Origin of the sequence: Glaciecola siphonariae (assembly GCF_042652645.1) — a bacterium.
Lineage (GTDB): Bacteria > Pseudomonadota > Gammaproteobacteria > Enterobacterales > Alteromonadaceae > Glaciecola > Glaciecola siphonariae.
Genome location: NZ_JBHSGU010000005.1, coordinates 64,824 through 77,767, shown reverse-complemented (window position 1 = coordinate 77,767; position 12,944 = coordinate 64,824). Strand labels below are relative to the sequence as shown.

At 46.0% G+C, this 12,944-nt stretch carries 11 protein-coding genes and 1 tRNA gene; 9 read left to right on the top strand and 3 right to left on the bottom strand.

Annotated features, from left to right (window positions below; genetic code table 11):
* Positions 1–7 precede the first annotated feature (7 nt).
* Complete coding sequence (locus ACFO4O_RS11540; protein ID WP_382408657.1) at positions 8–646, top strand: ubiquinone biosynthesis accessory factor UbiJ; 639 nt, start codon at positions 8–10, stop codon at positions 644–646.
* Positions 643–2,274 carry a ubiquinone biosynthesis regulatory protein kinase UbiB gene (ubiB, locus tag ACFO4O_RS11535; RefSeq protein WP_382408655.1) on the top strand — a complete coding sequence of 544 codons (1,632 nt, stop codon included), beginning with the start codon at positions 643–645 and terminating at the stop codon, positions 2,272–2,274. The genes ACFO4O_RS11540 and ubiB overlap by 4 nt, the downstream gene beginning before the upstream one ends.
* Here ubiB and ACFO4O_RS11530 read toward each other — a convergent pair.
* Positions 2,271–3,779 (bottom strand): Ppx/GppA phosphatase family protein, encoded by a 1,509-nt coding sequence (locus ACFO4O_RS11530; protein ID WP_382408653.1) that lies wholly within the window; start codon positions 3,777–3,779, stop codon positions 2,271–2,273. The genes ubiB and ACFO4O_RS11530 overlap by 4 nt on opposite strands.
* A gap of 39 nt (positions 3,780–3,818) precedes the next feature.
* Positions 3,819–5,120 (bottom strand): ATP-dependent RNA helicase RhlB, encoded by a 1,302-nt coding sequence (gene rhlB, locus ACFO4O_RS11525; protein WP_382408651.1) that lies wholly within the window; start codon positions 5,118–5,120, stop codon positions 3,819–3,821.
* Positions 5,121–5,219: 99 nt separating this feature from the next.
* Here rhlB and trxA point away from each other — a divergent pair, with 99 nt between their 5' ends.
* Complete coding sequence (gene trxA / locus ACFO4O_RS11520; RefSeq protein WP_382408649.1) at positions 5,220–5,546, top strand: thioredoxin TrxA; 327 nt, start codon at positions 5,220–5,222, stop codon at positions 5,544–5,546.
* Between the two features lie 359 nt (positions 5,547–5,905).
* A complete protein-coding gene (rho, locus tag ACFO4O_RS11515) occupies positions 5,906–7,171 on the top strand; it encodes a transcription termination factor Rho (RefSeq protein ID WP_382408647.1) in 1,266 nt (421 codons plus the stop codon).
* 102 nt (positions 7,172–7,273) lie between these two features.
* Here the strand turns inward: rho and ACFO4O_RS11510 are convergent, their stop codons facing one another.
* The gene (locus ACFO4O_RS11510) at positions 7,274–8,335 is read right to left on the bottom strand and encodes a strictosidine synthase family protein (RefSeq protein WP_382408645.1); all 1,062 of its coding nucleotides are present in this window, start codon (positions 8,333–8,335) and stop codon (positions 7,274–7,276) included.
* 514 nt (positions 8,336–8,849) lie between these two features.
* Between ACFO4O_RS11510 and ACFO4O_RS11505 the strand changes: the two genes are divergently transcribed.
* The 5 genes from ACFO4O_RS11505 (at position 8,850) to ACFO4O_RS11485 (ending at position 12,892) form a co-directional block, all read left to right on the top strand.
* On the top strand, positions 8,850–10,166 hold the full coding sequence (locus ACFO4O_RS11505) for an amidohydrolase (RefSeq protein WP_382408643.1): 1,317 nt from the start codon (positions 8,850–8,852) through the stop codon (positions 10,164–10,166).
* A 162-nt stretch (positions 10,167–10,328) separates the two neighbouring features.
* Positions 10,329–10,817, top strand: a complete 489-nt coding sequence (purE, locus tag ACFO4O_RS11500; protein WP_382408641.1) for a 5-(carboxyamino)imidazole ribonucleotide mutase — start codon at positions 10,329–10,331, stop codon at positions 10,815–10,817.
* Positions 10,814–11,959, top strand: a complete 1,146-nt coding sequence (locus ACFO4O_RS11495; protein WP_382408639.1) for a 5-(carboxyamino)imidazole ribonucleotide synthase — start codon at positions 10,814–10,816, stop codon at positions 11,957–11,959. The genes purE and ACFO4O_RS11495 overlap by 4 nt, the downstream gene beginning before the upstream one ends.
* Positions 11,960–12,014: 55 nt before the next feature.
* A tRNA-Thr gene (locus tag ACFO4O_RS11490) sits at positions 12,015–12,090 on the top strand.
* A gap of 280 nt (positions 12,091–12,370) precedes the next feature.
* Positions 12,371–12,892: a copper chaperone PCu(A)C gene (locus ACFO4O_RS11485; protein WP_382408637.1), complete on the top strand. Its 522-nt coding sequence runs from the start codon at positions 12,371–12,373 to the stop codon at positions 12,890–12,892.
* Positions 12,893–12,944: the final 52 nt, after the last annotated feature.

Here is a 12,944-nt window from a genome sequence, read left to right as displayed (position 1 = left end):
TATACCGATGACTCAGGCTCTTAGCAGCGCGATTGAGCTAGGTATTAACCAAGCCCTTGGTATATCGGTAAATGGCTTTGAGTTAGTGGCACCACTTGCCGGTAAGCGCTGCGTTTTGCATTTGCAAGAGCTCGAACTTACCCTTGGCTTTCAATTTTCAGACTCGCGCGTGGATGTGCTTAACCTCGAAAAGCCAAGCGAGCAAGCCCTACAAGAATTGCCTGACAACGAGTGCTTTGTGTCGGTATCATTATTTGCGCTGCCTGAACTCAAACATACCAGTCAGCTTACCAAGCTGATTCGACAAAATAAGCTCGATTTTTACGGCGACTTAGCCATAGTGCAAAAATTCAGTCAGCTGTTTGCAGGCATTGAGTTTGATATTGAAGAGAGTTTGTCGACGTATTTGGGAGACGCGGGAGCGTACACTTTTGTGTCGCAGGCAAAAGCCTTTCAAGCGCATGCTCAAAAACAGTTTTCTGCGTTTATGCAAATGGTATCTGATGCCGCTTTAGAAGAAAAACCCATTGCCGTGCGCCCCGTCATGGTAGCGAATTTTGTAGACGAGGTACGGCGCTTAAATACAGACACCGAACGACTCGAAGCCCGCATCAATTTGCTTGTTAGCGCAAAGGAAGATAAATGAAAATTGGCCGTATTTATCGCATAGGCAGCGTATTGCTACAGCATGGTCTTGACGAGCTCATCCCCAAACGCTTTAGGCCTTGGTATTTTCGGATGATGCGCCGCTGCATATTCTGGTTGCCTAATCAGCACAAAGGCGAAACAAAAGGTCGGCGTTTGCGTCTTGCCCTTGAAACCCTCGGGCCGGTTTACATAAAGTTTGGTCAAATGCTGTCAACTCGCCGCGACTTACTTCCGCACGATTTGGCCAACGAACTCATGGTACTGCAAGATAAAGTACCGCCCTTCGATTCTGAGGCAGCCCAATCCATTATTAAAGAATCCTTAGGTTTAGATAGTTTAGACGAACTGTTTGACGATTTTGACCCGGTGCCGCTTGCGTCTGCGTCGGTGGCTCAAGTGCATACGGCTAAGTTAAAAGAAAATCATGAAGAAGTGGTGATCAAAGTGCTGCGCCCTGGCATTAAGCAGACCATTGAGGCAGATGTAGATTTACTGTCTTCGGTTGCTCGCGTGGTCCAGCGCTGGCTACCCGACGGTAAGCGCTTGCGTCCGGTTGACGTGGTCAAAGAATATCGACGCACAATTTTAGATGAGCTCGACCTGCTGAGAGAAGCGGCAAACGGCATTCAAATTAAACGTAGCTTTGAAGGCTCTGATGCGCTTTATGTGCCGCATTTTTACAGCGAGCACTGCACCAAGCAGGTCATTGTATTGGAGCGTATTTACGGTATTCCCGTGTCAGATATTGATGCACTTATCGCGCAAGGCACCAATCTTAAAGTTTTGGCTGAACGTGGCGTTGAGGTATTTTTTACGCAGGTGTTTCGCGATAGCTTCTTTCATGCTGATATGCATCCGGGGAATATTTTTGTGTCGCGCGAGCATCCTGAAAACCCCAAATTTATTGGTATCGACTACGGCATTGTTGGCACCCTAAATAAAGACGATAAGCGTTATTTAGCCGAAAATTTTATTGCGTTTTTTAATCGAGATTACCGCAAAGTTGCCCAGCTTCATGTGGATTCTGGCTGGGTGCCCGCCGACATCAACATCGACGACTTTGAGATGGGCATTCGCACGGTGTGTGAGCCGATTTTTCAAAAGCCTTTGGCCGACATTTCATTTGGAAATGTGTTGATGCAGTTGTTCAATACTGCACGTCGATTTGATATGGAAGTGCAGCCACAATTGGTGCTGCTGCAAAAAACCTTGCTCTACATTGAAGGTTTGGGGCGTCAGCTTTATCCACAGCTCGACTTGTGGAAAACCGCCAAACCCTTCCTAGAAAATTGGATGAAAGAACAAATTGGCCCTAAGGCAATGTTCAACCACATAAAAGAGAATCTTCCGTTTTGGAGTGAAAAACTCCCTGAAATGCCTGATTTAATTTATGACGGCCTCAGGCACATGAAGCAGCTGCCGCGTCAGCTTGAAAAGCAACATCAGCAGGCTCTGCAGCAGGCCGCTCGGATTCAGAAAGCGCGTATCACGGGCCATTTAGCGATTGCGCTCAGCATTGGCGCACTCGCCGCTCATTTGCTAGGTCAGCATCATTATTACAGCGTGATATTAGGGGCAATCGCCCTGTATGCGTGGTATCGCTCGTTTAAGCTATTGTCTGACTAATCTAAAATGAGTTGCCAGCCGGCTTTGTGTTGAAGCCAGCACTCGTGCACTAACTCGGTTCTGATCAGCGGATGGGCAACTTTCATATCTTGCGTAAATTGCAAATGCCACTCGTTATTGTCTTTGACCAGCAAAGATACCTCAGGAATGGCTTCATCTTTACGCCGATTCACTAAAATAACGCTAATTCGCAAAATGCGCATGGCGTTAATCAACATCTGCCTCATTGCGCTCTTGTAGTTTTTAAGAATGCTTAAATCAATTTCTTGGCGATGCATATTAACCAGATGCATTATCATCATGCGCTGCAGCGTAGTAAATCCGGTAAGCTCTACGTGCGACAATATGTAAGCGCCGTGCTCATGATAAGACTTAAATCCAATATGCAGGCCTAATTCATGCAGTGCTGCGGCCGCACCTGTTATGACTTCGGTGTCAAAGTCGCAAAAATCGGTTTGCTTGCACATTTGCCGACATAGACTAACCGCTATTTTTCGGCAGCGCCGGCTGTGATGGGGGTCGATATGAAAGCGTGAAACAAGCTGGTTAATGCCCTGTTGACGGCGGTCGCTCTTTTGATAGTTTTCGAGCATGCCGTATAAAATGCCTTCGCGAAGCGCGCCGCCAGATATTTGCATATTGTTTATCTGTAAACGTTCAAAAAGCGCTATCAAAATCGCTAAACCGCTTGGAAATATCGCCTGTCGGGCGGGCACTAGCCCATCTATTTCAAGGGTGTCGATGTGCCCTGCTGCAATGCACAGTTGTTTTAGCTCATGCAGGTAGGGTAGGCGGATGGCGTCATTTATACCTTGTTTAACTAAAATGCCGGTAACCGCTTGCGGTGTGCCAGAAGCGCCTAAGCATTGCTCCCAGTCAAAGCACAAAAAGGTGTCTTCATGCTGGTTTATTTCTTCGCTTGCTTGCGCGATGGCTTGTTCAAAGCCTTCTTCGGTAATGCTTCCGCCCGTAAAAAAACGTTCCATATATGTAACGCAGCCCATGTTTAGGCTACTTAAATAGACCGGCTGTAAATCTCGGCCAACAATGACCTCTGTGCTTGCGCCGCCAATATCAATAACTAAAGAGTTACCTTGGTTAGCCGAGGTGTAAGCCACGCCTAAATAAATTTGCTTGGCCTCTTCTTCGCCGCTAATGATGCTTATTTTATGATTGAGTATGTTCTCACCGGCAGTAATGAAGTCTTGAGCATTTTTGGCCAAGCGAAGTGTGGCGGTGGCCACAATTTTTATATTTTTGGGAGGGATGTCTTGCAGCTTTTCGGCAAAATTACGCAAACAGTCTAGTCCGCGCTCAATGCTTTCATCGCTTAAGGTATTGCGCTTGTCTAAGCCAGCAGCGAGGCGAACCTTTTGCTTATTTTTGCTCACAATTTGCACGCTGCCTGCAAGCACGCGCACAATTACCATGTGAAAACTGTTTGAACCTAAATCAACTGCCGCGTAATACTCGTCTTGGGTTGCAGAAGATTGAAATTCGCCCATATTCGCTGCTCGCTCACTCGATGCCAATGTTTAGCTTTTTTATGCCTGAGGCTTTCTTGGGCCACGACGACGATTGCTGTCTTTACGCGGACCTTTGGTATTGCGTGCACCGCCTCTAGAGCCACCCGGTCTGCCGCGCGTATTGCGTGGTTTCATGCGCGGTGGTTTTACATCGTCTAGTAAAAACAGCGGATTGTAGTCGGTTACCGGCACATCATGACCAATATAAAGCTCAATCGCCGTTAGGTTTTGTGCGTATTTTTCGCAAGCAAAACTAATGGCTTTGCCCAGTTCGCCAGCGCGTCCGGTGCGTCCGATTCGATGTACGTAGTCTTCAGCGTCGTCGGGCAGGTCATAATTGAATACGTGGGTGACCTTATCGATGTGCAGGCCGCGTGCGGCTACGTCGGTTGCCACTAAAATATCGAGTTTACCGTTAGTAAAATCTTCTAAAATACTCAGGCGTTTTTTCTGCTGCACGTCACCGCTTAGTAAACCTACTCGGTGCCCGTCGTTTTCTAACCAGCCTGCAACCCATTCGCAATCGTTTTTGGTATTTGCAAATACAATTGCCTTGTCGGGCCATTCTTCTTCCATCAGCGTAAGCAGCAATACAGGTTTGTCTTCGTTTGACGGATAAAACAACTCTTCACTAATGCGGTTATTGGTTTTTGTGTCGGGGGTGCTTTCAACGCTGATAGGGTTGTTCATGTGCTCATAAGCAAGCTCTTGAACACGGTAGCTGAGCGTAGCTGAAAACAGCATATTAAGGCGCTCGCTGGGCTGTGGCATGCGTTTGAACAAGAAACGAATGTCTTTAATAAAACCTAAATCAAACATTCTGTCGGCTTCGTCGAGCACCGCTACTTGAATGTTTTCGAGGCTGAACACGTCTTGCTTATAATAATCAATGATGCGTCCGCAAGTGCCTATTAGTATATCTACGCCGGCGTTTAAGGTGTCACGTTGACTTTCATAACCTTCGCCCCCATATACTACTCCAACTGATAATTCAGTGTGTTTACTCAACAGCTTTGCATCATTGTAAATCTGGACAGCAAGTTCACGAGTTGGCGCCATTATAATAGCGCGAGGCCCATTTTTGGTAACCTCTTTAGGCTTGCTTAATAAATAATGAAATGTCGCGACCAAAAAGGCTATGGTTTTACCCGTGCCGGTTTGCGCTTGCCCTGCAACATCTTTGTGTGAAAGTAAAAGCGGCAAACTCATGTCTTGTATGGGCGTACATTGATTTAGATTGGCTTCTTCCAACGCCTTGAGTACTAAGGGGTGGATCGGAAGCGACGAAAATAACGTATTGGTTAAATGTGTAGTTGGCATAGCTTATAGCTTATCATTGCTTGCATTGAAAACCGGTTCTATATAACACTATTAGGTAAATCTGAACATCTCAGACAAGTTCCTAACCTGGAGAAAAGAATGAGCGACAAAATTATCGCGTTAAGTGACGACAAATTCGAAGCCGATGTGATCAATGCATCTGGTCCTGTTTTAGTTGATTTTTGGGCAGAATGGTGCGGCCCCTGTAAGATGATCGCTCCTATTTTAGAGGAAATCGCGACCGAATTCGATGGCAAGGTAACAGTTGGTAAGCTGAATGTCGATGAAAATAGTGAAACACCGCCTAAATTCGGTATTCGCGGCATTCCAACCTTGTTATTGTTTAAGAATGGCGCGGTTGCCGCAACAAAAGTTGGTGCGCTCTCGAAGACGCAACTTACCGAATTTTTGAACGACAACATCTAAGCATTTGCGCTATGCCTGCATTTTGTTTGCCTTATGTTCATGCCAAACCCGCGCTGTGCATAGCTTTGACAAAAGTCAGTTTGACCGTGACTCGCACCCAAACTGACTTTTATCGCAAATTTTATTAAATCTGCGGTAAAACTGGACGATAACGAATTAAGGTGCTACCTTTAGCACACTCACCAAGTGTAATCGCTTCGCCCTAGGGCATTTCATAACATTTATCTGTAGTTTGCACCAAGCACGCAAACTGAAACGGTCCAACCGTCGATTTCGATTACTAAACGTCAATCAAATTAATTTATCTTACAAGCTGAATATATTTCGTTTGCCTTACATAAACTCAAAGACCCTCCAACATGAATTTAACCGAATTAAAAGAAAAACCCATTAGCGAACTTGTTGCCCTAGCTGAAAATATGGGCTTGGAAAATCTGGCGCGTGCTCGCAAACAAGACATTATATTTTCAATCCTAAAAGCACATGCTAAAGGCGGCGAAGATATCTTCGGCGACGGCGTGCTTGAAATCCTACAAGACGGCTTTGGGTTTTTACGTTCAAGCGACTCATCCTACCTTGCCGGCCCCGACGACATTTACGTTTCGCCGAGCCAAATTAGGCGCTTTAACCTACGAACAGGCGACAGCATTTCAGGTAAAATTCGTCCGCCAAAAGACAGCGAACGTTATTTCGCCCTACTAAAAATTAGTCAGGTCAACTTTGACCGTCCTGAAAATTCTCGCAACAAAATCTTATTCGAAAATCTAACCCCACTGCATGCTAACGATCGCTTGCGCATGGAGCGCGGAAACGGCAGTACCGAAGATATTACCGCTCGTGTGTTAGATTTAGCATCGCCTGTGGGTTGTGGCCAACGTGGTTTGATTGTTGCGCCGCCAAAAGCAGGTAAAACACTGTTACTGCAAAATATTGCTCAGTCTATCGCGGCTAACCATCCTAATTGCGAGCTTATGGTATTGCTCATTGATGAGCGTCCAGAAGAAGTAACAGAGATGCAGCGTTTGGTGCAAGGTGAGGTTATCGCTTCAACCTTCGACGAGCCTGCTAGCCGCCACGTGCAAGTGGCTGAAATGGTGATTGAAAAGGCCAAGCGTTTAGTTGAACACAAAAAAGACGTGGTAATTTTGCTCGATTCTATCACCCGCTTGGCTCGCGCATATAACACGGTTATTCCGTCATCGGGTAAAGTACTTACCGGCGGTGTAGACGCAAACGCCTTGCACAAACCTAAGCGCTTTTTCGGTGCGGCACGTAACGTTGAAGAGGGCGGTAGCTTAACCATTATTGCAACTGCGCTTATTGATACCGGCTCTAAAATGGACGAAGTTATTTACGAAGAGTTTAAAGGCACCGGTAACATGGAACTTCATCTTAACCGTAAGATTGCTGAAAAGCGCGTATTCCCAGCTATTGATTTTAATCGCAGCGGTACACGTCGAGAAGAGTTGTTAACTACGCAAGACGAACTGCAGAAGATGTGGATATTGCGCAAAATTGTGCATGAAATGTCTGAGATTGATGCGATGGAGTTTTTGATCAGTCGTTTATCGATGACCAAAACTAACGATGAGTTCTTTGACTCAATGAAGCGTCAAAAGGGTTAATCTCCTTAAAGTATTATCAGCCCGTGAGCCTATGGCGACACGGGCTTTTTTATGCCTGCGCATTTGCGCGCAAAGGGCTGAGCGGAAAACCACGCTAAGAAATCAACGACCCAGCGAAAGCACAGCCACACCGTTTGAATGCAGCGAGCCTAAATAGAGGTTTCCGTTATGTTCGTAAGCTGCAGTAACCGTATTATATACATTGGGCGATTGGTAATTGGCGACCACGTTTCCGTGAATATCGAAGCCAAGCACAAAGCCATAGCCCTCTTTTGGCTCTAGCCACTCCATAGGAAGCGCGCCTAGCATGCGTCTTATAGCAGGGAATGCGGCAAGTGCCTCAACCCGCCAGTCTCTTAAACTCACCATGCCGACCCAAAAGGTGTCGGTGCCGTTAAAGCTGATATTGTCGGGCATGGCAGGTAGGTTATTGGCAAATATACTGGTTTCGCCTTTACGTTTGCCTTTTAAGTGATATTTTAAAATGCGCGATTTACCCGTTTCAGCGACTAATAAAAATTCGTCGTTAGGCCCAACAGCAACACCATTCGCGAAAAATATACCGCTCATTACCATGTTTGTCTCGCCACTTTCAGGAGAGTAGCGATATATACTGCCAGTGGCAGAGGCTTCTAAAAAATCGTGAAGGTAGTCATCTATACCGAAACGGCTACTGGCGTTTGAAAAATAAATGTCGCCATTTTCAGCAATGTCGTGATGGTCGATTAAACGCAGCGGGGCGCCTTCGAAAGAGTTCACCAATACGTTTACCCTGCCGCCAAGCGAAACAGACAAAAGGCCTCTTATTGGGTCAGACACAATGAGGTTACCCTCATTGTCACCTCTAATGCCAAGGGGCCTGCCGCCGGTATTAGCGATAACGCGAGAGTTGTTTGGAGAGCTCACCGGAAACGACACAATAGCGCCATTGGCAAGGCCGGTATACGCGATCCCGTCATCGCTAACGTAAATATCTTCTGGGCCTATGAGTGCACTGCGGTTATAAATAGTCACCGCACTTAAAGCGGTGTTTGGGCTAAACATATTGTTTAAGCCAATAGTGGCGTCTGGATACCAGTTAACCGGACGCAGCGGCGATTTGACGTACAGCACGCCCGCTGCAATGGTAATCAACAAAATTATGCCCAACAGAGCCTTTTTCATTCCGTTTCCTGTTTGTTTGGTATGGTTTGCTGCGAGCTAAAACGCAACAAACACTAACGCGCTAAAATCCTTTATCGGCTGATTTCTCAGCGTCTGGCGTAAATCGTGTTTGGCAAATTGTATAAGAGCGCCGCTGTTAATTTTACAACCGTTATTAATTAGCTTTTTGGCAATGTATGCGCCAGCTATTTATGAACAACGAATGTAAAACTGCTAAAAAAACTAATAAACAACGCTTTGCTATTGACAGATTTGAGTGCCACAAAGTAACTCACAAACCATAATTTGAAAGTGCGAGTTTCAAAAATTAAAGGTGCGATAGCATTTAATTGCGTTGAGCATAACCACAAGCCATATCGCTGTCAAAAACTTGTATGAAAATTCGGCATATTTGCATAATATTTCTTAATCGTTAAATCCAAAACCTATTTTGCCAGCATAAGTCTCGTAAAATAGTATCGCTTGGGCTATGGTTATCATCATTGCCTTATACAATTGTAGATGTGGATAAACTATGAAATTTAAATCACTATATTTAGGCGTGTGCGCCTCTTTGCTTTCGGCTTCATTATTTGCGGCTAGCGCGGCTTCGGCAAACGACGAGGTAGAGCAAAAGGCCATCGCAATTGAGCCAAAGGTGATTGAGTGGCGACATCATTTGCACCAGTATCCTGAGCTTTCAAACCGCGAGTTTGAAACTGCAAAATATATTGAAAAGCATTTGCGCGGTCTTGGTCTCGAGGTGCAAACCGGCGTTGCTATTACTGGCGTTGTCGCGGTGCTTGATTCAGGCAAACCAGGCCCAACCGTTGCGCTGAGAGCCGATATGGACGGCCTGCCGGTAAAAGAAGACAATGCCCTGCCTTATAAGTCTGTGCAAATGGGTGAACTCGACGGTAAACAAGTACCTGTGATGCATGCCTGTGGCCATGATACGCACGTAGCAATGCTGATGGGCGCTGCCGAGATTTTAACGCAGATGAAAGACAAGCTACGCGGTAAGGTGAAGTTTATTTTTCAGCCCGCTGAAGAAGGCGCGCCAACAGGTGAGCGCGGTGGCGCTGAGGTGATGGTAGAAGAGGGCGTGCTAAAAAATCCTGATGTTGACGCGATTTTTGGTCTGCACATTAGCGCCAACACCGATGTGGGTAAAGTTCGCTATCGTCATGGCGGTATTATGGCCGCGGTAGACCCGTTTAAAATTGTTGTAAAAGGTAAACAAGCCCATGGTGCTTATCCGTGGAAAAGCGTAGACCCAATTGTGACCTCTGCACAAATTATTATGGCATTACAAACCGTTGTAAGCCGCGAAATCAAGGTGATTGACGACGCGGCGGTAGTCAGTATTGGCTCTATTGAGGGGGGCAATCGGTCTAACATCATACCGATGGAAGTCACCATGGTGGGCACCATCAGAACCCTAAACGAAGCGGCTAGAGAGCATATGTATGAAGCTATTCCGCGCAAAGTTAAAGGCATTGCCGAAAGCATGCGCGCAGAAGCTGAGGTGATACTTCCTTTGGATTATAATTATCCGATTACCTTCAACGATCATGATTTAATGGACCAAATGTTGCCCACGTTAGTGCGCACGGCAGGTCAAGAGAATGTGATAAATTCTAAAGCGGTAACTGGTGCAGAAGACTTCTCGTTTTTTCAACAAGAAGTACCCGGCGTTTATCTTTGGGTAGGCGGTAAGCCGCTAGACGTGCCGGAAGATGAAGCGCCAGCTCACCATACGCCAGAGTTTTTTGTTGACGACAGCGGCATGAAATTAGGGGTAAAACTGCTGACTAACTTAACACTCGATTATATGAACAGCGCTGAGTAAGCACTGCATCTTCATAAGCCCTGTCGATGGGGCAAACTACCATTGGGTGTGAAAAAGAGCGACAGTTGTCGCTCTTTTTGATGGTTTTGCATATAATGTCGGGTTTTTACCGCGCAATTAATCGATAACTTGGCGCGTATATATCTCTTATGAGGATGATTCATGGCTCAGGTAGCTATTGTAATGGGGTCTCAATCAGACTGGCCCACCATGCAGCAAGCAGCAAAAATGCTGAAAAATTTAGGCGTGTCTTTCGAGGCTAAAGTGGTTTCTGCGCACAGAACGCCGCAGCTACTGACGACCTTTTCAGAAGGGGCTGCCGATGCGGGCTACCAAGTCATTATTGCCGGCGCAGGTGGCGCGGCGCATTTGCCGGGCATGATAGCGGCACACACGCATTTGCCAGTATTCGGTTGCCCGGTGCGTTCGAGTCAGTTGAGCGGTTTAGATTCATTACTCTCAATTGTGCAAATGCCTAAAGGCGTTGCCGTTGGTACGCTTGCAATTGGAGAAGCAGGCGCTGCAAACGCTGGCTTACTTGCCGCCCAAGTTATTGCGCTTAATGATGAAAGTGTTAGACAAAATATTATTGCATTTAGGCAAAAACAAACCGCAACCGTGCTAGAAAATCAAAATTTGGAGCTTGAATGAAGGTGCTAGTTTTTGGCGCCGGACAACTGGCGCAAATGATGTACTTAGCCGCCGCCCCCCTCGGTGTTGAAGTGTATGCGGTGGATGTTGTTGCCCGTGAGGTCATTAACCCCGTAGATAAAAGTAAATTCGACATGAGCATTGAGTATGCGGTGTCTGATGTGCACGTGATTACCGCGGAGTTTGAGCACGTTCCTGAAGATTTACTGGATATGGCTGAAAAAAGCGGGAAATTACATCCTAATATGGCAGCCATATTGACCGGCGCCGATAGAGTGCGCGAAAAGTACGTGCTCGACACTAACAATATTCAAAACTGTCCACATCTCATTGTGTCTGACGTGAGTGATCTCGATGCGGCCGTACAAGCCCTCGGCGAAAAAATTATTTTTAAGGCCAGCAGAGACGGTTATGACGGCTACGGTCAGTGGCGATTAATAAATAGTGAAGAATTGCCAAAGTTAAAGCATGCTTTTGCAAGCTTAGACTTAAAACGCGTACCGTTAGTGGCCGAAAAAATGCTGAGCTTTGATCGCGAAATTTCAATTATTGGCGCGCGCGATGCGAAAGGTAATGTATGTTGTTTTGATATTGCAGAGAATTTGCATCATGAGGGTCAACTGCATGTGTCGGTAGCACCAGCGACAGCCGTATCGGCTGCGGTTCAAAAACAAGCTGAACAGATATTTGAAACCCTTGCCAATGCGCTCAATTATATTGGTGTGCTTGCCGTTGAGCTGTTTCAATCGGGCGATGAGCTATTGGTAAATGAAATTGCGCCAAGAGTGCATAACTCCGGGCATTGGACGCAAAAAGGAGCCGATACGTGTCAGTTTGAGCAGCACATACGCGCTGTTTTAGGCTTCCCCTTAGGTGATACCGCAAGCAAAGGCGTAACGGCGATGATAAATATCATTGGCTGCACTAGCTTTTCGCGTGACCTGATTAGTATTCCTGGCTGTCACCTGCACTGGTATGGTAAAGAGGTGCGCGAAAAACGCAAAATGGGCCATATTAATGTTGTTGCCGATTCATATCGTGAATTGGGTGAAAAGCTCTTGCTGCTATTGCAATACTTGCCTGAAGAATATTTTGTGTTACTGCGCGGTGAAGCGCAGCGTTTAATTGCGATTGAGGCTTGACAAGCGCGCGTAAATTCATAAAATGCGCCGCTCAGAATATTTCTGTGTAAAGTGTGCCGACTTAGCTCAGTTGGTAGAGCAACTGACTTGTAATCAGTAGGTCGCCAGTTCGATTCCGGCAGTCGGCACCATTTTCACACTTTCTTCATTCACACCTTCTAGAATCACCCGTTCTCGCTCACACGTTTTCGATAAACCACCTGATTACCACGCCAAGTGTCTCTCTTTTCTTTTTATTTACTCACGCATTTGCAAAAATCAAAGCGCATTCAAGCTTGTAGACTCAAGCTAATAATAGTTCATTCATCAGATGCCAAATGACATCGGTTTTATGCGCTTATTCTTGCCCGTTTACGTTTTTGACGCTATGTTATTGGCCTAATAATAAAACCTATATCACGGCAGTAATTCATGAAAAAAATAACAGTAATTTCTTTAGCAGTTTTATGCGCTTTTGGCTTAAACCTTAAGGTGTCTGCACACAATCATTCGGCTGATGAAACTGCAGAGGCAGCGTCAGAAGCAAAAGCGTCGATGGCGAGTCATATTGTGGTTGAAAAGGCGTGGGCGCGAGAAACGTTTAAGCTTGCGCGCACGGGAGCAGCCTACATTACGATGAGTAACTCTAGCGATAAGTCGGTGCGACTTGTTAGTGCAAGTGTTGATGAGAGCGTGGCCGATATGGTTGAAATTCATACCACTGAAATGAATAACGGCATGATGCGCATGATGGAACTTGAAGACGGATTGGTGATTGATGCAGGTGAAAAGGTTGAATTTCAGCCCGGTGGCAAGCACTTTATGTTGATGGGGCTGAAAGGGCCTCTTCAGGCAGAAAAGGAACTAAACATCACTTTGCGCTTTGAAGACGGCTCTGAAAAAAGCGTAGATATGTATATTCAAGATATGAGAATGCGCAGCTCAATAGACTAAACCAAAAGGTTCAGATTCGCCTATAAATACAGGTAGCTAGCCACAAATAACA

Excerpts from the sequence above, each read along its gene's own strand:
- ACFO4O_RS11540 (WP_382408657.1), top strand. The coding sequence starts at position 8 with ATGACTCAGGCTCTTAGCAGCGCGATTGAGCTAGGTATTAACCAAGCC.
- trxA (WP_382408649.1), top strand. The coding sequence starts at position 5,220 with ATGAGCGACAAAATTATCGCGTTAAGTGACGACAAATTCGAAGCCGAT.
- ACFO4O_RS11485 (WP_382408637.1), top strand. The coding sequence starts at position 12,371 with ATGAAAAAAATAACAGTAATTTCTTTAGCAGTTTTATGCGCTTTTGGC.
- ACFO4O_RS11495 (WP_382408639.1), top strand. The coding sequence starts at position 10,814 with ATGAAGGTGCTAGTTTTTGGCGCCGGACAACTGGCGCAAATGATGTAC.
- ACFO4O_RS11530 (WP_382408653.1), bottom strand. The coding sequence starts at position 3,779 with ATGGGCGAATTTCAATCTTCTGCAACCCAAGACGAGTATTACGCGGCA.
- purE (WP_382408641.1), top strand. The coding sequence starts at position 10,329 with ATGGCTCAGGTAGCTATTGTAATGGGGTCTCAATCAGACTGGCCCACC.
- ubiB (WP_382408655.1), top strand. The coding sequence starts at position 643 with ATGAAAATTGGCCGTATTTATCGCATAGGCAGCGTATTGCTACAGCAT.
- rhlB (WP_382408651.1), bottom strand. The coding sequence starts at position 5,120 with ATGCCAACTACACATTTAACCAATACGTTATTTTCGTCGCTTCCGATC.
- ACFO4O_RS11510 (WP_382408645.1), bottom strand. The coding sequence starts at position 8,335 with ATGAAAAAGGCTCTGTTGGGCATAATTTTGTTGATTACCATTGCAGCG.
- ACFO4O_RS11505 (WP_382408643.1), top strand. The coding sequence starts at position 8,850 with ATGAAATTTAAATCACTATATTTAGGCGTGTGCGCCTCTTTGCTTTCG.
- rho (WP_382408647.1), top strand. The coding sequence starts at position 5,906 with ATGAATTTAACCGAATTAAAAGAAAAACCCATTAGCGAACTTGTTGCC.